Annotated in this window: 17 protein-coding genes and 1 riboswitch; of the genes, 9 read left to right on the top strand and 8 right to left on the bottom strand. The window is 74.3% G+C overall.

Annotated elements, in window-relative coordinates; genetic code table 11:
- Positions 1 to 7 precede the first annotated feature (7 nt).
- Positions 8 to 163: riboswitch (SAM riboswitch) on the bottom strand.
- A 178-nt stretch (positions 164 to 341) separates the two neighbouring features.
- Both IF83_RS0120275 and IF83_RS0120270 read left to right on the top strand, forming a co-directional pair.
- Complete coding sequence (locus IF83_RS0120275; RefSeq protein ID WP_030546147.1) at positions 342 to 1,307, top strand: glucosyl-3-phosphoglycerate synthase; 966 nt, start codon at positions 342 to 344, stop codon at positions 1,305 to 1,307.
- A gap of 347 nt (positions 1,308 to 1,654) precedes the next feature.
- A complete protein-coding gene (locus IF83_RS0120270) occupies positions 1,655 to 3,109 on the top strand; it encodes an alpha,alpha-trehalose-phosphate synthase (UDP-forming) (protein ID WP_030546145.1) in 1,455 nt (484 codons plus the stop codon).
- A 454-nt stretch (positions 3,110 to 3,563) separates the two neighbouring features.
- Here the strand turns inward: IF83_RS0120270 and otsB are convergent, their stop codons facing one another.
- The 3 genes from otsB to IF83_RS0120255 all read right to left on the bottom strand — a co-directional run bounded on the left by otsB (position 3,564) and on the right by IF83_RS0120255 (position 6,586).
- Positions 3,564 to 4,433 carry a trehalose-phosphatase gene (otsB, locus tag IF83_RS0120265; protein ID WP_030546143.1) on the bottom strand — a complete coding sequence of 290 codons (870 nt, stop codon included), beginning with the start codon at positions 4,431 to 4,433 and terminating at the stop codon, positions 3,564 to 3,566.
- A 269-nt stretch (positions 4,434 to 4,702) separates the two neighbouring features.
- Positions 4,703 to 4,999 carry a DUF3263 domain-containing protein gene (locus IF83_RS0120260; protein WP_051723002.1) on the bottom strand — a complete coding sequence of 99 codons (297 nt, stop codon included), beginning with the start codon at positions 4,997 to 4,999 and terminating at the stop codon, positions 4,703 to 4,705.
- Between the two features lie 369 nt (positions 5,000 to 5,368).
- On the bottom strand, positions 5,369 to 6,586 hold the full coding sequence (locus tag IF83_RS0120255) for an extracellular solute-binding protein (protein WP_078843650.1): 1,218 nt from the start codon (positions 6,584 to 6,586) through the stop codon (positions 5,369 to 5,371).
- Between the two features lie 897 nt (positions 6,587 to 7,483).
- Between IF83_RS0120255 and nagA the strand changes: the two genes are divergently transcribed.
- Positions 7,484 to 8,779 carry an N-acetylglucosamine-6-phosphate deacetylase gene (gene nagA, locus IF83_RS0120250; protein WP_030546137.1) on the top strand — a complete coding sequence of 432 codons (1,296 nt, stop codon included), beginning with the start codon at positions 7,484 to 7,486 and terminating at the stop codon, positions 8,777 to 8,779.
- A gap of 342 nt (positions 8,780 to 9,121) precedes the next feature.
- Positions 9,122 to 10,072, top strand: a complete 951-nt coding sequence (locus tag IF83_RS0120245; protein ID WP_030546135.1) for a 1-phosphofructokinase family hexose kinase — start codon at positions 9,122 to 9,124, stop codon at positions 10,070 to 10,072.
- Positions 10,073 to 10,387: 315 nt separating this feature from the next.
- Here the strand turns inward: IF83_RS0120245 and IF83_RS0120240 are convergent, their stop codons facing one another.
- A complete protein-coding gene (locus IF83_RS0120240; protein WP_030546133.1) occupies positions 10,388 to 11,416 on the bottom strand; it encodes a carbohydrate-binding protein in 1,029 nt (342 codons plus the stop codon).
- A 436-nt stretch (positions 11,417 to 11,852) separates the two neighbouring features.
- Positions 11,853 to 13,529 carry a diguanylate cyclase CdgB gene (gene cdgB, locus IF83_RS0120235; protein ID WP_030546131.1) on the bottom strand — a complete coding sequence of 559 codons (1,677 nt, stop codon included), beginning with the start codon at positions 13,527 to 13,529 and terminating at the stop codon, positions 11,853 to 11,855.
- A gap of 294 nt (positions 13,530 to 13,823) precedes the next feature.
- Here cdgB and IF83_RS0120230 point away from each other — a divergent pair, with 294 nt between their 5' ends.
- A complete protein-coding gene (locus IF83_RS0120230; RefSeq protein WP_394297352.1) occupies positions 13,824 to 14,375 on the top strand; it encodes a flavin reductase family protein in 552 nt (183 codons plus the stop codon).
- A 238-nt stretch (positions 14,376 to 14,613) separates the two neighbouring features.
- On the opposite strand, the gene IF83_RS0120225 is transcribed toward IF83_RS0120230, so the two are convergent.
- Entirely contained in the window at positions 14,614 to 14,961 is a 348-nt protein-coding gene (locus tag IF83_RS0120225) for a hypothetical protein (RefSeq protein WP_158711073.1), read from the bottom strand.
- A gap of 478 nt (positions 14,962 to 15,439) precedes the next feature.
- Positions 15,440 to 15,877 (bottom strand): alternative ribosome rescue aminoacyl-tRNA hydrolase ArfB, encoded by a 438-nt coding sequence (arfB, locus tag IF83_RS0120220; RefSeq protein ID WP_030546125.1) that lies wholly within the window; start codon positions 15,875 to 15,877, stop codon positions 15,440 to 15,442.
- Between the two features lie 189 nt (positions 15,878 to 16,066).
- On the opposite strand from arfB, the gene IF83_RS0120215 reads away from it, so the two are divergent.
- The 4 genes from IF83_RS0120215 to IF83_RS0120200 all read left to right on the top strand — a co-directional run bounded on the left by IF83_RS0120215 (position 16,067) and on the right by IF83_RS0120200 (position 19,565).
- The gene (locus IF83_RS0120215) at positions 16,067 to 16,642 is read left to right on the top strand and encodes a TerD family protein (protein ID WP_030546123.1); all 576 of its coding nucleotides are present in this window, start codon (positions 16,067 to 16,069) and stop codon (positions 16,640 to 16,642) included.
- A 327-nt stretch (positions 16,643 to 16,969) separates the two neighbouring features.
- On the top strand, positions 16,970 to 18,055 hold the full coding sequence (locus IF83_RS0120210) for an S-(hydroxymethyl)mycothiol dehydrogenase (RefSeq protein ID WP_030546121.1): 1,086 nt from the start codon (positions 16,970 to 16,972) through the stop codon (positions 18,053 to 18,055).
- Complete coding sequence (locus tag IF83_RS0120205; protein WP_051723000.1) at positions 18,055 to 18,738, top strand: MBL fold metallo-hydrolase; 684 nt, start codon at positions 18,055 to 18,057, stop codon at positions 18,736 to 18,738. Before IF83_RS0120210 ends, IF83_RS0120205 begins: the two co-directional genes overlap by 1 nt.
- A gap of 329 nt (positions 18,739 to 19,067) precedes the next feature.
- Positions 19,068 to 19,565, top strand: coding sequence for a hypothetical protein (locus tag IF83_RS0120200; RefSeq protein WP_030546118.1), 498 nt, complete (start codon positions 19,068 to 19,070; stop codon positions 19,563 to 19,565).
- A 307-nt stretch (positions 19,566 to 19,872) separates the two neighbouring features.
- Here the strand turns inward: IF83_RS0120200 and IF83_RS0120195 are convergent, their stop codons facing one another.
- Positions 19,873 to 20,700, bottom strand: a complete 828-nt coding sequence (locus tag IF83_RS0120195) for an intradiol ring-cleavage dioxygenase (RefSeq protein WP_030546116.1) — start codon at positions 20,698 to 20,700, stop codon at positions 19,873 to 19,875.
- Between the last annotated feature and the right edge of the window lie 632 nt (positions 20,701 to 21,332).

Raw genomic sequence — 21,332 nt, 5'->3', positions numbered from 1 at the left:
CCCTTTCTCCTCATCTTCCTCACGGCGTACCTCGCCGCGAGCCGGAATTGGCACCTTCCCCACCGGGAGCCTCGCTCCGGACGCTGTGCGTCGGAGGACCGAGACCGGCGGGAGGGTTGCCGGGGCTTCAACGGGCCGTTCCCTCTGCCCCTCTGGATGAGCGGTATGGCACCGGGCGGAACCCGGGCGTTTATGGGCGCCGACCACCCCCGAGATGCGGTGGTCACGCGTGTTGTTCAAGACTGTAACCGAAGGCTCGGACTGTGGAGGAAGGCGTCCGAACCGCGAGATGCGGCCGCCGAGGGGCGGTGGTATCCCCGACCAGGCAGGGAGACGATCACGTGCTGGAAGAGGTGGAGCTCTGGCTGGACCGGCACTCCTGGTCCGCCTCCGAACGTCCGCTCGACATGCTTCTCGCCGCGAAACAGGCGGCCGGAACCTCCGGGACGGTCAGCGTCGTTCTCCCCGCCCTCAACGAGGAGGCCACGGTCGGGGAGATCGTCGAGACGATACGCGGCGAACTGATGTCCGGGGAGACCCCGCTCGTCGACGAGCTCGTCGTCATCGACTCCGGGTCCACGGACGACACCTCCCGGGTCGCCGCCGAGGCCGGGGCCCGGGTCGTGCACCGCGACTCCGTCCTGCCGCGGATACCCGTCGCGGCGGGCAAGGGCGAGGTGCTGTGGCGGTCACTGCTGGTGACCGAGGGGGAGATCGTCTGCTTCATCGACGCGGACCTGCGGGAGTTCCGCTCCCGCTTCGTCTCCGGCATCGTCGGGCCGCTGCTGACCGATCCCGGCCTGCACCTGGTCAAGGCGATGTACGACCGGCCGATGAGCAGTGGCGGCGAGCGCGGCGGCCGGGTCACGGAGCTGGTGGCGCGCCCGCTGCTCAATCTGCACTGGCCGCAGCTCGCCGGCTTCGTCCAGCCCCTGGGCGGCGAGTACGCGGCCCGCAGATCGCTGCTGGAGCGGCTGCCGTTCCCCGTCGGCTACGGCGTCGAGCTGGGCATGCTCGTCGACACGCTGGAGCTGGCCGGGCTCGAGGCGCTCGCGCAGGTGGACGTGGGCGTCCGGCACCACCGCAACCAGGACGGCCAGGCGCTCGGGCGGATGGCCGCCACGATCTACAGCACGGCCCAGCGGCGGCTGGACCGCGGCCATCTCGTGCGCCCCGTGCTGACCCAGTTCGACCGCGGCGCGGACCGGCTCTTCAGCCCCACCGTGCACGACGTGGCCACGGAGGAGCGGCCTCCGATGTGCTCGATCCCGGAGTACACGGCCCGGCGCCGCCGGAGGGCGGCGTGAGGCCGGCGCGGGGCGGCACCGGCCGGGCGCGGCCTGGGGCGGCCGGCCTCTCCCCGGCGGTGGCGGCCCGGGCGCCGCGGGACCCGGTGGCGGCGGTCCGGGCGCCCGTGCCCGTGCCGCCCGTGCCGGTGCCGGTGCGGCCGGTGCCGGTTCCCGTGCCGGTGCCGCCGCCCGCCCCGGTGCGGCCCGTGCCCGTGCCGCCGGTGCCCCCGGCCCCGGTGCGGCCGGCTCCGCGACGCTCGGCCCCGTCCGGCCCGGCCCGGGCGGGACGGGCGCCTTTCGGCCGGAGTCCGGCGGGGTACGGAAACGCACGTTTGAGCGGATCAGGTGCGGGCTAGGCTCGCGTCATGGTCGCTGAGCAGGCAGCCCGCATACTCGTCGCGTCCAACCGCGGCCCCGTCTCGTACACCCTCACCGAGCCGGGCCCACCAGGTCACGGCGGTGACGGCGGTGACGGCGGGTCCGGGGCGCAGGGCGCCCCCGCGCTCGTCGCCAAACGCGGCGGCGGCGGTCTCGTCTCCGGGCTCTCGGCGGTCGAGGGCGACGCCGTCTGGGTCTGCGCGGCCCTCGGGGACGGCGACCGCGAGGCCGTGCGCCGCACCGGCGGGCGTCTCGACCCCGCCGACACCGGCGGCCAGACGGTGCGGATGCTGGACATCGACCCGGACGTCTTCGCCACCGCGTACAACGGCGTGGCCAACTCGGTGCTGTGGTTCGTGCACCACATGCTCTACCAGACGCCCCTCGAACCGGTGTTCGACACCGAGTTCCGCCGCCAGTGGGCGGCCTACGAGGCCTACAACGCGGCCTTCGCCGACGCGCTGGCCGAGGAGGCCGCCGAGGGCGCCGCCGTCCTCGTGCAGGACTACCACCTCTGCCTCGTCCCCGGGATGCTCCGCGAGCGCCGGCCCGATCTGCGGATCGGCCACTTCTCGCACACCCCCTGGGCCCCGCCGGAGTACTTCCGGCTGCTGCCCGACGACATCGGGCGGCAGCTGCTGCGCGGCATCCTCGGCGCCGACCGCGCCGCCTTCCTCACCCGCCGCTGGGCCGACGCCTTCACCGCCTGCTGCACCGAGCTCCTCGGCGAACCGCCGGCCACCCGGATCGGGGTGCACGGCCTGGGCGCCGACGCGGACTTCCTGCGCGAGCGCTCACGGAAGCCCGATGTCGACGAGCGGCTCGCGGCCCTGCGCGAACAGATCGGCCCCGGCCGGAAGACGATCGTCCGGGTCGACCGGACCGAGCTGTCGAAGAACATCGTCCGCGGCCTGCTCGCCTACCGCGAGCTGCTGGCCGAGCGCCCGGAGTGGCGAGGGCGCGTGGTGCACGTCGCGTTCGCCTACCCGTCCCGGCAGGATCTGGCCGTCTACCGCGACTACACGGCCGAGGTCGCCCGGGTCGCCGGGGAGATCAACGAAACCTACGGGACGGACGACTGGCGGCCGGTGATCCTCCACGTCGAGGACGACTTCGCCCGCTCGCTGGCCGCGTACCGGCTCGCGGACGTGGCCCTCGTCAACCCGATCCGGGACGGCATGAACCTCGTCGCCAAGGAGATCCCGCTCGTCTCGGACGAGGGCTGCGCACTGGTGCTCTCCCGGGAGGCCGGGGCATACGAGGAGCTCGGCGAGGACGCGGTGACGGTCAACCCGTACGACGTGTCCGGCACGGCGCGGGCGCTGGACACCGCGCTGGGCATGAGCACGGCGGAACGGGCCGAACGCACCAAGCGGCTCGCCGCCGCGGCGTCCGCGCTGCCGCCGCAGCGGTGGTTCCTGGACCAGCTGGGCGCGCTGTAGCGCGGGGCGCGCGGGCGGCGCGGGGTTCCGCGCGGCCCGGGGTGCGCCCGGGCGGGGCCCGGGGTGCGCCGGTACCAGGGCCCGGTGCGCTCCGGCGCGGGTGGCGGTTGTCCGGCGTCCGCGGCGCCGTTGTCCCGCGCTCCGCGCGGGATGCGCGGGGTTCCGCGCGAAGTGCGGTCCGGGTTCACGCGGGTTGCCCGACGTGACGGGCCCGGGGCGCGGGGTGCGCGGGGTACCGGAGCGCGGGGCCTCCGGCCCGGGTGAGGTTGTCCGGCGTCCGCGACGCCGTTGTCCCGCGCTGCGCGCGGGATGCGACCCTCCCACCCGCCCGTTGCTGTCCACCCGTCCGGCAGGGAGGAAACGGAGGCGTGCGGCCCGCGGTCCAGGGCCACCGGTCACCCGTGCCTGCGGCCCGACGCCCGGGACCACCGGTCACCCGCCGACCGGGACGGCGTCAGCCCTGCCGTCGTCCGGTCACCGAAGCGGCCAGGGCGTCGAGGAGGTTCACGACCCCCTCCGGGCCGTCGACCACCACATCGGCCCGCTCCGCCAGTTCCTCGGCGCCCTCGCCGTCGGCGGCTGCGCTGCACACCAGCAGTCCGGGCACGCCGTCGGACCGCAGCTTGTCCACCGCCGCGTAGGCGGCGAGATCCCCGAGGTCGTCCCCGGCGTACAGCACCGCGCCGGCCCCCGTCTCCCGTACGTACTCGGTCAGGGCCACGCCCTTGTCGATGCCCGGCGGGCGCAGCTCCAGCACCATGCGGCCGGGTTCGACGATCAGTCCGTGCCGCTCGGCCAGGGCCGTGAGCGGTTCGCGCAACCGCTCGAAGGCGGCCTGGGGGTCGGCGGCCCGGCGGGTGTGCACCGCCACGGCGCGGCCCTTGTCCTCGACCCAGATGCCGGTCCGGGCCTCGTCGTGTTCGAGCACCGCGGGCAGTTCCGCGCGGACGGCGGCGACGCCCGGATGCGGGTCGGGGGCCGTCACGGTGGCGCTGACGGCGTCCCAGCGCTCGGCACCGTAGTGGCCCAGGACCACGAGGTGCTCCAGACCGGGGACTCCACTGAAACCACCATTCCGTACCGCGACGTCGGCGGGGCGGCCGGTGATCACGGCGACGGAGCGGACGAGCGGCGCGAGCCGGGCGAGCGCCGGTACGGCGCCGGGGTGGGCGCGGGCCTGTTCCGGGTCGGACACGATCGGCGCGAGGGTGCCGTCGAAGTCGAGGGCCACGACGGCCCGTTCGGGCCGTTCCAGGAGCGCGGCGAGGCCGTCGCGCCCGGCATCGGTGACAGGGGCCGGCAGGGGATGCGGATGACTGCCCATGCGGCCGAGCCTACCGGGGCCGGCCCCCGCCCCGACGCCCCGCCTTTCCGGCCATTCCGGCTTCTCGACGACCGCCGTACGGGTCGGGCGCCCGGGGCTCCTCGTCCTCCTCCTCCGGTCCGGCGGACGGTGAGCAGTAACGGGCGGGTGGGAGGGTCGCATCCCGCGCGGAGCGCGGGACAACGGCGCCGCGGACGCCGGACGACCGCCACCCCGGGCCGGGAGGGGACGGACCGGGAAGGCACACCGCCCCCGGGCGGGCGAAGACCTCAGCGCCGCGCGCGCCGCTGATCGCGGAGGCGGCGGAGGCGGTTGACCGTGACCGGGTCGTGGGCCAGCGCCCGCGGATCGTCGATGAGGGCGTTGAGGAACTGGTAGTAGCGGGTCGGGGAGAGCCCGAGCTGCTCCCGGATCGCCCGTTCCTTCGCTCCGGGCCCCCGCCAGGAGCGGCGTTCGACGGCGAGGACGGCCCGGTCGCGGTCGGTCAGCCCCTGGGCACCGCCCTGGTCATCGCCGCCCTCCCGCACCGCCCCGTCGTCTCCGCTCTCGTTCACACCGTCCAACATAACGGCCCCCGCCGACGCCCGGTCCGGCCCGGTCCAGCGGGCCTCACGAGCCCCGCGCGGCGGGCAGGCAGGCCGGTCGTCCGTCCGGCAGGACCACAGACACGCCGGGCCGGAACAGGCAGGAGCAAGGCGGGAACAGGGCCGGGCGGGACCGGGGCCGGACCAGGCCGAGCCGGCAAAGGCCGAGGGCCGGACCAAGCCGGGCCGGGATGACGCCGGGCAGGACCGAGCCGGGCCGGGCAAGGCCGGGGACCCGGGGCCGGGCAAGGCCGGGGACCCGGGGCCGGGCAAGGCCCAGGGCCCCCGGGGCCGGGCCGGGACCGGGACCGGGCCGAGTAGCCGGCCCGGCCCGCCGCGGCGGGGGAACCCTCAGCGGGAGGCGTTCTCCGTGGCGAAGGCGTCGCGCTGGATCCGCGAGAGCACCCCGCCCGGGTCGCCGCCGCGCTCCACCGCCGTGCCGATCTGCTCCTTGATCGCCTTGCTGACGTAGGCCCAGGTCGTCTTGTCCGACGGATAGTGCACGGCCTCCGGCAGCTCGTCGAGGAACTCACGGAGCGGCTCGTGCTTCTCGTCCGCGCGCATCGCCTCCGAGGCGGAGCGGGTGACCGGAAGGATGTCGTACCGGTCCGCGAACTCCAGCACGTTCGGCTCGCTGTACACGTAGTCGAGGAAGTCGCCGATCTCCTTCCGGTGGCCGTTCTTCTTGAAGGCCATCATCCAGTCGTTGACGCCCATCGTCGCCTCGGCCGGGCCGGTCCTGCCGGGGAGGGGCGCCGTCCCGAACTCCACTCCCTCCTTCTCCGCCTGCCGCATCAGGGTGGGATGGCCGTTGAGCATGCCGACCTCTCCCCGGGTGAAGGCGTCGAACGCGTCCTGGCGGTTGAGCGCGGCCGGGTCGCCGGGGCCGGTGAGGCCCTTGGTGACCAGTTCGTCGCGGAGCCACTCGAACGCCCGTATGTTCTCGGGTGCGTCGAGCGTGTACGAGCCGATGCCGTCGGTGAAACCCCCGCCTCCGCTGATGGACCACAGCATCGACTCGGCCTGCGCCTCCTCCGGGCCGAGCGGCAGCGCGTACGGGATCCGCACGCCGGCGTCCTTCAACGCCTCGGCGGCGTCCCGCAGTTCGGCCCAGCTCCGCGGCGGCTCCTCGATGCCGGCCTCGGCGAAGAGGTCCTTGTTGTAGAAGAACAGCCGGGTGCTGGCGGCGAACGGCAGTCCGTACTGCACCCGGCGGAACTCGCCGCCCTCGGCGAGCTTGGGGAGGAAGTCGGCCTGGGTGGGGATGGAGAGGACTTCGTCGGCCCGGTAGAGCTTGTCGCGGTCGGCGTAGTCGGCGTAGGAGCCGATCTGCGCGAGGTCCGGTTCCTCGCCCCGCTTGACCATGGCGGCGACCTTCTTGTCGACCTCCGCCCAGCTGTAGACGCTGACGTCGATCGAGACGCCGGGATGGCTGGACTCGTAGTCCGCCGCGAGCTGATCCCAGTACTTCCGGGAGGTGTTGGCCTCGCTGTCGCCGTAGTCGGCGGCGACGAGGCGGAGGGTGACCTCCTCGCCGGAGCCGCCGCAACCGGAGAGGGTGAGGGCCATGGCCGTCGCGACAGCCGCCGCCAGGGATCCCGAGTACCGCCGTCGCACTACCGATACCGCCTTCTGTCTTGCTTCTCGTTCATTCGCTTCTCGTCCGGTTCCCGCCGGATTCCTGTCCGGTCCCGGCCGGATGCCGGCCGGGTCCTGCCCGGCGCCGTCCAGGGACCGTTCGGCTGCCGGCCCGGTCCACGGCCGGTCCACGGCCGGTTCCGTCCGGTCCTCGCCCGTCCCCGCCGGTCCTCGTACGGGCGCCGCGCCGGGTTTCCCGCTCCGGCCGAGCCGCCCGCCGCGGCTTCGCGCTCCGGATGCCCGTCCGGCGGCGGCCTGCCGGGCTCGCTCGCCCCGCCCGGGATCCGACGGTTCCTCTCCCGTCCCGCCCGCGCCGTTCGCGGCTCTCCCCGCACCCTGCCGGTGGCCTGCCGGTTCTGCCAGATCTCTTCCCGGTGTCCACTCGGTCTCTTCGCACGGTCTTCATGCCGTGCCGATCCGGTGCGCCCCGGCCGTCAGGTCCCTCGCGGGCGGCTGGGGCTTCCGCGCCGACGGACGGACCCGGGCACGGGACACCGCATCGAGGCCCGGACTGAAGCCCTGTGTCCGCTATGCGAACGCTCTTACTCTACGAGAGTAAGTGGACTAGACCTGTCGGGGCCATCCGGGCGAGACTGTAACCGTGAGACATGCCATCGCCCCCGCTCCGCCCGCCACCGGGGCGGAAGCCCCTCCGTCCGGGGCCGGGACCAGGGCCGGGACCGGGACCGGGACGCCGGACCGCGTCCGGGACCGGTCCGGCCGGAGACCGTTCCCCCGTATCGTCCCGGCGGCCCGGGGGAACGCCGCGGGCCGCCCGGATGCGGGCCCGCCCGCCCGCACCCCCCACTCCGCGGAGGTAACCACCTGATGGCAACTCAACAGCACGTACTCACCGGCGCCCGCGTGGTGCTGCCGTCCGGCGTCGTCGAGCACGGCCGGCTGATCGTGGAGGGCACCGTCATCGCCGAACCGGTGACGGCCGCGTCCGCGGAGCCCTTCCCCCAGGGCACCGCGGACGCCGCGCCGGACGGGCCGGTCGGGTCGGTCGGCGGGTCGGTCGGGCGGCACACGCCGCACGCGCCGGACGGCAGCCCCGGCCCCGCCCGCGGCACCTCCGCCCCTGAAAGCGCCCTCGCCGGCCTGGATCTGACCGGGCACTGGATCGTTCCGGGCTTCGTCGACATGCACGTCCACGGCGGCGGCGGTGCCTCCTTCTCCGCCGGCACCGCCGAGGAGGCGCTGGCTGTGGCCGCCACCCACCGGCGGCACGGCACCACCACCATGGCCGCCTCCACCGTCACCGACCGTCTCGACGACCTCGCCCGGCAGGCCGCCGTCCTCTCCGAGCTCGTCGAGCAGGGCGAACTGGCGGGGATTCACTTCGAGGGGCCGTTCATCGCCCCCTGCCGCCGCGGCGCCCACGACGCGGCGCTGCTCCGCGACCCCGACCCGGGGGACGTCAAGCGGCTGATCGACGCCGCCCGCGGCGCCGCCCGGATGGTGACCCTCGCGCCCGAACTGCCGGGCGGCCTGGACTCCGTACGGCTCCTCGCCGACCTGGGCGTGATCGCGGCCGTCGGCCACACCGACGCCGGATACGAGGCGACGGCCGAGGCCGTCGACGCGGGCGCCACCGTGGCCACCCACCTCTTCAACGCCATGCCCGGCCTGCACCACCGCACCCCCGGCCCCGTCGCCGCGCTCCTGGAGGACGAGCGGGTCACCGTCGAACTCGTCAACGACGGCGTCCATCTCCACCCCGCCGTCGTCGACCTCGCCTTCCGGCGGGCGGGCGCCGAGCGCGTCGCCTTCATCACCGACGCCATGGCGGCGGCCGGCAAGGGCGACGGCCGCTACCCGCTCGGCGGGCTGGAGGTCGAGGTACGGGACGGCGTGGCCCGACTGGTGGAGGGCGGCGCGATCGCCGGCTCGACGCTCACCCTCGACACCGCGTTCCGGCGGGCCGTCACCCTCGGCGGCCTTCCCGTCGAGCACGTCGTCCGGGCCCTGTCGGAGAACCCGGCCCGGCTGCTGGGTGTCGCGGACCGCGTGGGCTCCCTGGAGGCCGGGAAGGACGCCGATCTGGTCGTTCTCGACGCGGAGTTCGCGGTGGCCGGCGTCATGCGGCGCGGAGCATGGGTGGTCGAGCCCGAAGTGGGCTGACGACCATTGCTGCTGAGGGCCCGGCACCGCTGACGGCCCGGCACCGTTCACGGCTTCGGCACCGCTGACGGACCGGCACCGTTCACGGCTTCGGCACCGCTGACGGCCCGGCACCGTTCACGGCTTCGGCACCGCTGACGGACCGGCGCCGTTGACGCCCCCGGCACCGTTGACGGCCCGGCATCGGTCGTCCAGGCTGCGGCGAGCGGCTGGGCACACTGGGCCGGCCGCCGCTGTTTTGGCATGATCACCCCCGCACGAGTGAGCGACCGGCTCGACTCGGCCGGCCGGGCCCGCCATCCGCAGCGCGCGTCGGCACCCGGAGAAGAGAAGGGGGACCAGGTGATCGTCACCGTCACGCTCAACACCGCCCTGGACATCACCCACCGCGTCCCCCGCTTCACCCCCCGCACCGCGCACCGGGTCACCGAGACCGTCGAACGCCCCGGCGGCACGGGCGTCACCGTGGCCCGGCTGCTCGCCGCCCTCGGCCACCGCACCGTCGTCACGGGCTTCGCGGGCGGCCCCACCGGCGAGGTCCTGCGCCGGCTGCTCGCGGAGGAGCACGGCCCCGCCCCGTCAACCGGTGGCGGAGCGATCGAGGACGCGCTCACCCCCGTCTCCGGCGCCACCCGCCGCACGATCGGCGTCGTGGACTCCGCCACCGGCGGCATCACCCGCCTCAAGGAAGCCGGCCCGGTCATCACCCGCGCCGAGTGGGACGCCTTCCACGCGACCTTCACCGGACTGCTTCCCGGCGCGGACGCCGTCGCGCTCTGCGGCAGCCTGCCCCCGGGCCTCCCGGTCGGCAGCTACGCCACCCTGGTCCGGGCCGCGCAGGCCGCCGGCGTCCCCGTGCTGCTCGACACGCACGGCGAACCGCTGCGCCGGGGCATCGCCGCACGCCCCGACCTCGTCGCGACGACCGCGGAGGAGCTGACCGGGCTCACCGGCTTCGCCGAACCCGTACGCGCCGCGCACGAGACCCGGCGCCGCGGCGCCCGTGCCGTGGCCGCCTCGCTCGGCGAGGACGGCGTGCTCGTCGTCACGGCGGACAGCGGCTGGCGTGCCGCCCCGCCCCGCCCGCCGGGCGGCGACCCCACGCGCGCCTGCGAGGCGGCCGTGGCCGGGCTGCTCTCCGCCCTCGCCGAAGGACTGCCCTGGCCGGAGCGGCTGACCCGCGCCGTCGCCCTCTCGACGGCGGCCGCGACCGCCCAGGGCCCCGGGGAGTTCGACCACGCCGCGTACACGGGGCTGCTGCCGGACATCGAGGTCACCGAACGCGCCCTGTGACGGGCCTGAGCGGGCCGGAGCGGGCCGGAGCGGGCCGGGCACCGGCCGGCACCGCTCCCAGTCCCGCTACGGTACGGGCCACGGCACCAGCCTTGGTCGGCCCGCACCCGCGCCCGGCAGGGGGCTCCACGTCGGAGTCCCCGTCACGGTGTCCGGCGGTCCGTGTCCGCCGCAGCCCGTCCGCACGTCCCCCGGACACCGCCCGCACACCACACCGGCCGCCCCGGATCGGATTCCGGGACAGCCGGTGCGACGGAAGCCCTGAGAGCCCTGAGACAGGAAGGACGAGCCACGGGGGCGGGCGGCGGAGCGGTCTCAGTCCTTGACCTGACCCTCCTTGAGCTGCACCCAGTCGAGGTTGAACTCGCAGCCCTGGCCCTCACCGCAGGTGAGGTCAATGGTGTTGGTGCCCTTGGTGAGATTGACGTAGGAGTACGTGGTGGTCCACCCCTTGTCCCACTCGCCCTCCTTGGCGTTGGCCCAGTTCTTCAGCTCCTGCTCGCGGTCCTTGCCGTTGACGAGGAGCGTGGCCTTGGTGTCCTTGCCGGGCACGCCGTAGCCGATGAAGAAGGTGTACTCGCCCGCCTTGGGCACGTCGATCCGCCAGGTGGCCGTCGCCCCGGGCTGGTTCATGCCCGCGATGTAGGCCCCGCCCTTGGAGCGGGCGCCCTGCACCTCGTTGGCGACGGTCGCACCGCCGGCGGTCTTCATCCCCACCGCGTCGAACTTGGCGGAGGAGAAGGGCTTGGACTTGTCCTTGTTCTCGCCCTGGTCCTTGCCCTCGTCGGCCGGCTTCTCCTGCTCACCGCCGTCCGCGGGCGCCGACTGGGAGCTGCCCGCCTCCTGCTTGTCCTCGCCGTCCCCGTCGCCGTTGGTCAGCATCGCGATGACGATGCCGATGACGACCACGGCGACCACGGCGATCGCCCCGATCAGCAGCCCCTGGTTGTTGGGGCCCCGGCCACCGCCGCCGCGGCCGCGGCTTCCGTGGCCGGCGGGCGCGGCGCGACGGGGCGGGGCGCCGCCGGGCAGGGTCTCGGGGGCGGCGTAGGAGGTGCTGGGGCTCTGCGCGTAGGCGGCGGCCGGCTGGTCCGCCGGCGCGGCGCCGGGCCCGTACCCGGGCCGCTGAGCGGCCTGCTGGCCGCCGTACTGGCGTTCCCCGACCCGGTGCACCTGGTTGTACGAGGTGCGGGGGACCCCGGGCTGCGCGGGCCGGCCGTACTGCGCGGCACCGCCGTCGCCCGCCGCGCCGTTCGCGCCCCCGTCCCCGCCCTCCGAGCGGTAGAGGTAGGCGAACGGGTCGTCGTTCTCGGGCGTGCCCGCACCGTTGTTGCCGGCCGTCATCCCCTGTCACTCCCCAACTGGTTCCCGGACCACCGGCGCCGCGTCCACAGCGCCTGGACAGCTCCTATCAGCGGCGGGGCGGCCTCGATAAGGCCTGTGCTGTCCGTATGGTCAATGTTCACGATCGCGTTACCTCGGCCCTCGGCCGATCGATCGAGCCTACCCGCTCACCACGGCCGCTGTTCCCGGTCCGCCGCGGCCGGCCGGGGCGCCCCGGAGGGAGCCCCGCAAAAGCCCCGCTCGGGGGCGCGCGATGCCGTCCCGATGTGTCCAGTACCACCCGGACCGGCCCCTTCCGTACCGGCGCGGCGGGACACCGGAAAGCCAGGGGAACGGGGACGGAGCCCGCGGGCCGGGAGCAGGGCAGGGGCTGGGCCGGGGACAGGGACAGGGCCGGAACCGTGCGGACCGGCCGGCCGGCCCCGCCTCCCCCGGATCACCCCGCGCGGCGGTGGGCGCGTCCGGCGGCCCGGGAGCGCTTCTCGACGTACATCCGCTGGTCGGCGGATTGCAGGACTTCCTCGGCGGACATCCCGCAGCCCGCCCAGCCGATGCCGAAGCTCGCCCCGACCCGCACCGCGCGCCCGTCCACCCGGATCGGCGGGATGATCGCGTTGCGCAGCCGGACGGCCAGGTCCTGGGCGTCCGCGCGGCCGAGGCCGTCGGCCAGGACGACGAACTCGTCCCCGCCGAGGCGGGCGACCGTGTCACCGTCCCGCACCCCGTTGGTCAGCCGCCGGGCGACCTCGATGAGGACGGCGTCCCCGGTGTGGTGCCCGAAGCGGTCGTTGATCGACTTGAAGCCGTCGAGGTCGCAGAAGAGCACCGCGAGCCCCTTGGTGCCGTCGTCCGGCCGGTCCTCGGCCGGGGCGACGGTGTGGACGTGGCCGTCGAAGGCGCCGCTCCCCGGCGGGCCGAAGGGGGCGTCGAAGCCGTCGGTCCGGAAGCCGTTCTCGTCCGTCTCGACGCCCGGGGCCGGCCCGTACGCGCTGCTGACCATCCCGTCCGGCGCGCCGGCCTCCCCGTCCCGGGAGGGCGGGCGGTCGCAGAGCCGGGCGGAGAGCCGGCTGCGCAGCTCCGCGCTGTTGGGGAGGCCGGTGAGGGAGTCGTGGCTGGCGCGGTGGGCGAGCTGCAGTTCGTGCCGCTTGCGCTCCTCGATGTCCTCGACGTGGGTGAGCAGGAAGCGCGGCCCGTCGGCGGCGTCGGCGACGACGGAGTTGCGCAGCGAGACCCAGACGTAGCTGTTGTCGCGCCGGGCCAGCCGCAGTTCGGCCCGGCCGCCCTCGGCGGAGGTGCGGAGCAGCAGCCCGAGGTCCTCGGGGTGGACGAGGTCGGAGAAGGAGTAGCGGCGCATGGCGGAGGCGGGGCGGCCCAGCAGCCGGCACAGGGCGTCGTTGGCGCGGAGCAGCCGGCCGTGCTGGTCGCCGCCCATCTCGGCGATGGCCATGCCGCTGGGCGCGTACTCGAACGCCTGCCGGAAGCTCTCCTCGCTGGCGCGCAGGGCCTGCTGTTCCCGCTCCAGCCGGACGAGGGCGCGCTGCATATTGGCGCGCAGCCGGGCGTTGCTGATGGCGATGGCGGCCTGGAAGGCGTACATCTGCAGGGCCTCGCGGCCCCAGGGGCCGGGCCGGCGGCCGTTGCGGGGCCGGTCGACGGCGATGACGCCGAGGAGGTCGTCGCTGGAGGAGTACATCGGGGCGAGCAGCCGGTCGCCGGGGTGCCACTCGTCGGCGAAGCGCGGCTGGGGGCCGCCGCTGTGCCACTGCGGGACGTCGTCGTCGTCGAGGATCCAGCCCTCGGTGTGCGGTATGAACCGCAGCTCGCCCCAGCGGGTGCCCATGGAGAGGCGGCGCTCCCAGGCGGTGCGCGAGCCGACGCGGCCGGCCAGCAGCGCCTCGGCGCCGGCGCTGCCCGCGACGGCGGCGACCACGAGGTCACCGTCGGGCTGTACGAGGTTGACGGCGGCCAGTTCGTAGCCGAGGCCGGTGATGACTCCGTCGGCGACGGACTGCAGGGTGTCGGCCAGACTGCGGGCGGTGTTCAGGTCCGCGACGACACGGTGGAGCTGCCGCAGGGTCGCAAGACGGACGTACGGTTCCGACTCGGCCTCCATCGATTGCACTCCCCGAGACCTCGACAGCAACTCCAGGATCTTGTCGTCTGATTGCCACGGCCACTGAATCACAGCGAGCTGCCCACCCGGTACACAGGGTCAACAATTCCCGGGTGCTGTGACTCAAGTCACAAGATCTTTGGGTGTATTGACGCTTGCGCCGGTGCGGACCGCCTGCCCTGCCGTTTCCTTCCTGAACGCAAATCCCCGGACCGGCTTCCGCCCGGCGACCTAGGTCCCGGACGGTCCCCGCGCCCGATGTGGGCGCCACGGGCGCCCGGATAGCGTGCGCACGTGCAGCAGACTCCTTCATCCCCCGCAGCGATCATCCCCCATCCTGGAAGGGTGAGTGACGACGAGTTCCGTGCGGCCATGGCCCGCCTGGCGGCCGGCGTGGTGCTGGTGACGGCCCGCGACCCGGAGGACGGCCCCCGCGGGGAGGACGTGGGCATGACAGCGACGGCGTTCATGTCGGTGTCACTTGACCCACCGCTCGCGATGGTGAGCGTTCGCAACGACTCACGGATGGAGGAGCTGCTGGACCGGCAGCCGCTCTGGGCGGCGTCCGTGCTCTCCGAGAGCCAGCGGCAGACAGCCGGGCGATTCGCGATGAAAGGCCGCATCAGCGACAAGTTGCTCTTCCGGGACGCGCCGCACACGCGCGGCGAGGCCTCCGGAGCCCTGCTCGTCGACGGCGCGCTGGCCGCCGTGGAGTGCCGTACGGAACAGCGCGTCCGGGCCGGGGACCACACGCTGGTGATCGGCCGGGTGATCGGCACCCGGCTGGGGCCCGACGACGCCGGGCCGCTGACCTATTTCCGGGGACGCTACCGGCGGCTGGGCTGAACGGGGCGGCTTCCCGGCGCGGGGCACGAACCGCGGGTTGCGGCCGGGGAATTCCCCGCGACGCATCGGCACTCTTCGCGGGGGCGGACGACCGGGCCGGAATTCACTGCGGCCGTGGATTTGCGCGCGGAATTCACTCGTCCGGCCGGGCCGGGACGGAAGAGCTGGAAACGCATTCCGGCGTGGACGCCAGGAGAGGCGTCCACGCCGGAATGCGTTATTGCGGGGTTACTACTTGTCACGGCGCCACGGGGGCAACCGGGGTGAGGAGCCCGATCAGCGCGAGCAGGACCTCGTCGCCGGCACCGGTGGTGACGGTCTCGGTCTCGGTCTCCGGGGCGTAGTTGACGGCGATGTTCTCCTCGCCGATCTGGCAGATGGTCTGGTTCTGGCCGGACGTCTGCTCGAAGTCCCCGGGCGGGAACGGAGCCAGCTGCGCGGAGTTGCCGCACTCCTGCGCGAAGGCCACCACGTCCTTGATCTTGTAGCCGTCGTGGCCGCTGTTGGCGGCGGCAGACGTCGCGGAGCCCGCGATCATGGCAGCCGCGGCAAGCGACAGGAACGACAGCTTGGCTGTTGTACGCATATTGTTCTCCACTTTCCGCCTTCCCCGTTGGAAGGGCCGATCGAGTTCTATCACTGCCTCGGCAGCTCTTCCGCTTAACCGACACAGGGAAATTCGACATCGACCGAGGACTTCATGCGGATGGCCGAACGCCTGCCCGGAGGTCCCGCGCCAGGCTTCTTCACCCTTTTCATTCAAGGTATTCAACCACCCTCAACCGGCCTTTATCCGGGCGGAATCAGGGCAGGCGGGCACCCGCGGATCCGCCGATTCCTTCGGCCGATCGGCGGCATACACGGGAATTCCCGGGGTGCGCGTCGCCCCGCGCCGCGCGAGGGTGGGCCCGGCGCTGCCGGGACGGAGGCGGTGCCGCCGGGCGGCGGTGCGAACGGTCCTCGGGCTGCCTCCGGGAACCCATGAGGGCCGCCGCGGACCACGGAGACGGAGGCGGAGGAGGCCGGCCGCGCCGGGGCCGGGGCCGGGCGGACGGCCCGCGGGGTCAGTCCCAGCCGCGGCCGCTGCGGCCGCGCTTCGTGTCGCCGCGCTGCTTCTTGGTGCGCAGCCGGCGCTCGTTGACGCCACGCGGGATCTTCGTCTTCCGGCGCGGCCGGGGCGGGGGCGCGGTGGCCTCGGCGAGGAGGGACGCCATCCGGACGGCCGCGGTCTCCCGGTTGCGCCACTGCGAGCGGTGCTCGGAGGCCCGTACGGTGAGCACGCCGTCCGTCAGGCGGTCGGCGAGGCGCTCCAGGGCCCGCTCCTTCCACACCGGCGGCAGCGCTTCCGTCGCCGCCAGGTCGAAGCGGAGTTCCACCTGGCTGTCGCTGGTGTTCACATGCTGGCCGCCCGGTCCCGAGGAGCGGGAGAAACGCCACTTGAGCTCGGCCTCCGGGAGGGAGACCGAACCGCGGATGACATGGGGCCCGGACATGTGTGCCATGATCCCGCGCCCGGCCGCGGCCGTCACCTCCATTTCGCGCCCCCGCCCGCGGTCTTCCCGTCGCCGGGCGCGGAACCGTAACGAAGCGGGGGCGGATGGAACCCGGCGGGGCCGTCCCCGCGTTGTGGAGGATGACGGTGGCTTCACCTCTGGACGAAGCCCGACATACTTCAAGGAAAGGGACATCCCATGGCTGTAAGCCTGTCCAAGGGCGGCAACGTATCGCTCACCAAGGAGGCACCGGGCCTGACCGCCGTCACGGTCGGCCTCGGCTGGGACGTCCGCACCACGACCGGCACCGACTTCGACCTCGACGCGAGCGCCATCGCGGTCAACGCGGGCGGCCGGGTCGTCTCCGACGGCCACTTCGTGTTCTTCAACAACAAGGCCACGCCGGACCAGACCATCGTCCACACCGGTGACAACCGCACCGGCGCGGGCGAGGGCGACGACGAGCAGATCAACGTCAACCTCGCCGGGCTCCCGGCCGAGGTCGAGAAGATCGTGTTCCCGGTGTCGGTCTACGACGCCGAGGCCCGCAGCCAGAACTTCGGCCAGGTGCGCAACGCCTACATCCGCGTGCTCAACCAGGCCGGCGGCGCCGAGATCGCCCGCTACGACCTGAGCGAGGACGCCGCGACCGAGACCGCCATGGTCTTCGGTGAGCTGTACCGCAACGGCGCCGAGTGGAAGTTCCGTGCCGTCGGCCAGGGTTACGCCTCCGGCCTCACCGGCATCGCGCAGGACTTCGGCGTCAACGTCTGACCGTCCGATCCACTTCCGCGTCCGGCCGCTCCCCGGCCGGCGCCGGTGGCGGGCCCGCCGAAGCGGGCGGACGCGGAGAACGCAGCGGCCCCCGGCCGGGTCACCGGCCCCGGGGGCCGCTTCGCATGCGGCGCACTCCGTTCCGCCGGGCCCGCACCGCGCGCCCCGCACCCACCGCCCCGGCCCCGGCTCGGCTCCGCCCCGGCCCCGGCCCGGCTCCCGTACGGCCGTCCGGCCGGACGCCGTCCGCCGGGCCGTTGGCCGCCCCTGCCGCCGGGTAGGGGTGGAAGGGCGGGGCAGCCGAACGGTGGAGAGAGAGGCGGTTACATGGCTCAGGAAGTGCGCGGCGTCGTGGCTCATGCCAAGGGAGAGCCGGTCCGGGTCGAGACGGTTCTGGTGCCGGACCCGGGGCCCGGCGAGGCGGTGGTGCGGGTGCAGGCCTGCGGGGTCTGCCACACCGATCTGCACTACCGCGACGGCGGCATCAACGACGAGTTCCCGTTCCTCCTCGGGCACGAGGCGGCCGGGATCGTGGAGACGGTGGGCGAGGGCGTCACCGATGTGGCCCCGGGCGACTTCGTGATCCTCAACTGGCGCGCGGTGTGCGGCACCTGCCGGTCCTGCAAGCGCGGCCGGCCCTGGTACTGCTTCAACACCCACACCGCCGCGCAGCCGATGAAGCTCGCCGACGGCACCGTGCTCACGGCCGCGCTGGGCATCGGCTCCTTCGCCGAGAAGACCCTCGTCGCGGCCGGCCAGTGCACCAAGGTCGATCCCGCGGCCTCCCCCGCCGCCGCCGGACTGCTCGGCTGCGGCGTCATGGCGGGCCTCGGCGCCGCCCTCAACACCGGGCAGGTGGGACGCGGCGACACGGTCGCCGTCATCGGCTGCGGCGGGGTCGGCAGCGCCGCCGTCGCGGGGGCCCGGCTGGCCGGCGCCTCGAAGATCATCGCGGTGGACCTGGACGAACGGAAGCTGGAGTGGGCGACCGGCCTCGGCGCCACCCACACCGTGCACGCCGGCACGGCGGATGTCGTCAAGAGCGTCCAGGAGCTGACCGGCGGCTTCGGAGCGGATGTCGTCATCGACGCGGTGGGCCGCCCGGAGACGTACCACCAGGCCTTCTACGCCCGCGATCTGGCCGGGACCGTCGTCCTGGTCGGGGTGCCCACGCCGGAGATGGTGCTGCAACTGCCGCTGCTCGACGTCTTCGGACGCGGCGGCTCCCTCAAGTCGTCCTGGTACGGGGACTGCCTGCCGGAGCGCGACTTCCCGATGCTCATCGATCTCTATCTGCAGGGGCGGCTCGATCTGGACGCGTTCGTCAGCGAGACGATCGGACTGGACGACGTCGAGGCCGCGTTCGACAAGATGCACCGCGGTGACGTGCTGCGCTCGGTGGTGGTGTTCTGATGACCGCTGCCTCCGGTTCCGCCGGTTCCGCCGGTTCTTCCGGTTCCGCTGACGGCGGGGTGCGGATCGGTCACCTCGTGACCTCCGGCACCTTCTCCCTCGACGGCTCCACGTGGGAAGTGGACAACAACGTCTGGCTGGTCGGCGACGACCGCGAGGTGTACGTCATCGACGCGGCGCACGACGCGGAGGCGATCGTGGCCGCGGTCGGCGGCCGCCGCCTGCTCGGGGTGGTCTGCACGCACGGGCACGACGACCACATCGACGCGGCGCCCGAGGTGGCGGACCGCACCGGCGCCCCGGTCCTGCTGCACCCCGACGACCGGGTGCTGTGGGAGATGAGGCACCCGGACCGCCGGCCCGACGGCACCCTGGCCGAGGGGGACACCCTCACCGTCGGCGGCACGGAGTTGCGCGTGCTGCACACCCCGGGGCACAGCCCCGGAGCGGTCTGCCTGTACGCGGCCGGGCTGGGCACCGTCTTCTCCGGCGACACCCTGTTCCGGGGCGGGCCGGGCGCCACCGGGCGCTCGTACTCCTCGTTCCCGGTGATCATCGACTCGATCCGGGAGCGGCTGCTGACCCTGCCGCCGGAGACGGTGGTCCGCACCGGGCACGGCGATTCGACCACCGTGGGGGACGAGGCTCCGCACCTGGAGGAGTGGATCGCGCGCGGCCACTGAGCCGCCGCGCGACTGCGGGCGGCGGGACGCAGGCGCGGCGGGGAGGCAGGAAGCGGGAGACGGGACGGGCCGGGAGGCGGCAGCCGGCTGCGGGCGGGGCCCGTGGTGAGGAACGACGCGGGCGGGGCCCATGGCAGCGGCGAGCGCGAGGCAGGAGCAAGCGCGAGGCGGTGCGGGGCACGCGGGCTGCGCGCGTCGTGCGCGTCCGGGTCCGGCCTCCCGGCCCGGCGGCCGCCGAGGCTTGGCGTCCTACAGGCCGGGCCCGGGGGGCCGGACCCGGGAGGCCGGGCCCGGACGGGCAGGTCCGGCGCCGTGGGACCATCGACCATGTGATCGACCTCGGCTACTCCCTCTCCCGCCGCTTCCCGGACCCCCCGCAGACGGACTACCGCACCGCCGATGTGCGGGCTCTGCGGCACGATCTGTTCTGCGGCGATGTCTACATCGCCGACACCAAGGCGGACCGGGAGCTGTCCACAGCCTGGGGATGGGTGCCCGTGCTGGACTTCGCCTGGGCGCTCTGCGACATCGTCGAGCAGCTCGACCGCGATCCGCGCGGCAGCCGTTCGCACCGCCGTCAGCATGCCGAGCTGGACTTCACCGAGTCCGCGGACCGGCTGCTCTTCGAGCGGCGGTTCGGCTGGGTCGACATCAGCGCCGACTGGCAGCCGGCCGGTGAACCGCCGCTGACCTTCGGCCACTCGGCGTTGCGCCGGGAGGCCCGGGACTTCCTCCAGGACGTCATCGCGGACCTCACGGATCTGCACGAAGGGCTCGCGGACAACCCCGTGGTCTGGGACCTGCTGGCGCGCTTCCCGCGCGTCTGAGCACGCGTCCTCCCGCCCGGCGCCGGGACGGGAGCCGGGTGCGGCGAGGCCGTACCGGGCGCGGTGCGGCCGGGCACGGTACGGCGGACCGGGCGGTACGGCGGACCGGACGCGGACGCGGACGCGGACACGGGCGCGGCCGGGCGCGGCCGCGCGGGGCACCGTCGTCCGGCCGGGCAGGCGCCGGAACCCCCGCGCGGGGCTCGCGCTCGCGGCTCCCCGAGCGCCGCTGGGAGCCGCCGGCAGCGGCGGTGAGCGGCCGGCTCAGCCGGCGGTGCGAGCGACTGCACGCCGCTGCCGCTCACCGCTACGCGTTGACGCCGATCGTCAGCGTCGCCGCGTAGCCCGCGGTCAGCGAGCCGCCGAGCGGGGTGAGCGTGAGGAGGCCGGAGGCCGAGCCGCCACCGTCGTAGACGCCGTCGTCGTACAGGTGCGTCTCGGGGGTGGTGTTCTCCCGGTACGGATCCGCCGACTGCACGCGGTCGTTGATCTCCGGGTCGAAGTAAAGCTGGCCGGTGTGCACGATCTCGCCGCCGGTGTACGAGCCGTCGGCGCGCGTGATGTCCGTGTGCACGCGCAGATGGGCGTGGACGGCGCGGGCTGTGTAGTGGCCGGGCCAGATGGAGACCAGTTCGACCTGGCCGTTCTCATCGGTCACCGCACCGCCGCGGCAGAAGGTGCCGTTGTCCTCGCCGGGGTGGCCGTTGCGGCCGACGAAGCCGGAGTACTCCCCGAGGTGGTCGGCGTGCCAGAGCTCGACCAGGGCGTCCGTGAGCGGGGCGCAGCCGGCGGACTGGTCGACGACGGTGAGCAGATAGTGCACCGGGAAGCCGGGCCTGCCCTCGCCGATGTCCTGGCGGATCAGCGCGCCGGGCAGCGCGTACGGGCCTTCGGTGACCTCCGCGGTGAGCGAGCAGACGCCCAGACCGGAGGCGTCGCCGGCCGCGGTCCCCGCGCCGGTGCCGCCGCCGGTGGCCCCGCCCCCTGCCGAGGCCATACCGGCCAGGCCGAGACCCGTGGCGGCCGCGGCGGCGGAACCACCGATGATGACCCGGCGGCGGCTGACCGGGCTCTTCCGCCGGTGCTTGCCCGTGTTCGCCCGCCGGGGGAACGGGAGTTGAGGGTTGTCTGTCATGGGCACGAAAGTAGAGCACGCCCGTGAGCGGCGTGCACCGTCCCCCCGGCTTGTGGGCAACAGCACGGCCGGACGCGGGCACGGCCGCCGTCGGCCGCCGCGGCAGGACACCGGCTGCGTTGCGCCGGACGGTGCCTGCCGGAGGGGGTGCGGGACGACACTGGCCCCGTCCCGCCGGACGGAGTACGGGACGACGCGAAGCCCTGAGCCGGGCCACGGTTCGCCGACGGGCACGGAGCTGCCGTGCGCCGAAGGGCACGGGCCGCGGGTGCGCCCGGCCCGGGCGGCATGCGCGGGGCCCCGCGGGGCCCGGGACCGGAACACACCGGGATCGGCGCCGGGACGGGCCCGCCGGACGGGTGCGGGATGAGACGGAGAACGCTGAGCAGGGCGACGGTTCACCAGCGGCCGGACTGCGGTCCGCATACGCGCCCGTCCGACGGTTCACCGCAGAACGCGCGCCCCTGCGACCAAACCGTGTTGCGCTCGGCGCCAGGACCGGCCGGCCAGAGGGGGTACGGGACGACCCGGAGCCGTGATCCGGACGACGGTTCGCGACGGGCGTGAGCCGCGGTTCGCCGAGGGGCGGGCGAGAGGCGCCGGCACGGGGCTGCACCTCACGCGCCGGCACG

The sequence above is a fragment of the Streptomyces albus subsp. albus genome (assembly GCF_000719865.1).
Lineage (GTDB): Bacteria > Actinomycetota > Actinomycetes > Streptomycetales > Streptomycetaceae > Streptomyces > Streptomyces albus_E.
Note: the sequence above shows the minus strand (reverse complement) of the source record. Positions and strands in the feature narration are given on the sequence as shown.

What these genes read in the sequence shown, in the direction of transcription:
- IF83_RS0120270 (WP_030546145.1), top strand. Translation starts at nt 1,655, where the DNA reads ATGGTCGCTGAGCAGGCAGCCCGCATACTCGTCGCGTCCAACCGCGGC.
- otsB (WP_030546143.1), bottom strand. Translation starts at nt 4,433, where the DNA reads ATGGGCAGTCATCCGCATCCCCTGCCGGCCCCTGTCACCGATGCCGGG.
- IF83_RS0120260 (WP_051723002.1), bottom strand. Translation starts at nt 4,999, where the DNA reads ATGTTGGACGGTGTGAACGAGAGCGGAGACGACGGGGCGGTGCGGGAG.
- IF83_RS0120255 (WP_078843650.1), bottom strand. Translation starts at nt 6,586, where the DNA reads ATGGCCCTCACCCTCTCCGGTTGCGGCGGCTCCGGCGAGGAGGTCACC.
- nagA (WP_030546137.1), top strand. Translation starts at nt 7,484, where the DNA reads ATGGCAACTCAACAGCACGTACTCACCGGCGCCCGCGTGGTGCTGCCG.
- IF83_RS0120240 (WP_030546133.1), bottom strand. Translation starts at nt 11,416, where the DNA reads ATGACGGCCGGCAACAACGGTGCGGGCACGCCCGAGAACGACGACCCG.
- cdgB (WP_030546131.1), bottom strand. Translation starts at nt 13,529, where the DNA reads ATGGAGGCCGAGTCGGAACCGTACGTCCGTCTTGCGACCCTGCGGCAG.
- IF83_RS0120225 (WP_158711073.1), bottom strand. Translation starts at nt 14,961, where the DNA reads ATGCGTACAACAGCCAAGCTGTCGTTCCTGTCGCTTGCCGCGGCTGCC.
- arfB (WP_030546125.1), bottom strand. Translation starts at nt 15,877, where the DNA reads ATGGCACACATGTCCGGGCCCCATGTCATCCGCGGTTCGGTCTCCCTC.
- IF83_RS0120215 (WP_030546123.1), top strand. Translation starts at nt 16,067, where the DNA reads ATGGCTGTAAGCCTGTCCAAGGGCGGCAACGTATCGCTCACCAAGGAG.
- IF83_RS0120210 (WP_030546121.1), top strand. Translation starts at nt 16,970, where the DNA reads ATGGCTCAGGAAGTGCGCGGCGTCGTGGCTCATGCCAAGGGAGAGCCG.
- IF83_RS0120205 (WP_051723000.1), top strand. Translation starts at nt 18,055, where the DNA reads ATGACCGCTGCCTCCGGTTCCGCCGGTTCCGCCGGTTCTTCCGGTTCC.
- IF83_RS0120195 (WP_030546116.1), bottom strand. Translation starts at nt 20,700, where the DNA reads ATGACAGACAACCCTCAACTCCCGTTCCCCCGGCGGGCGAACACGGGC.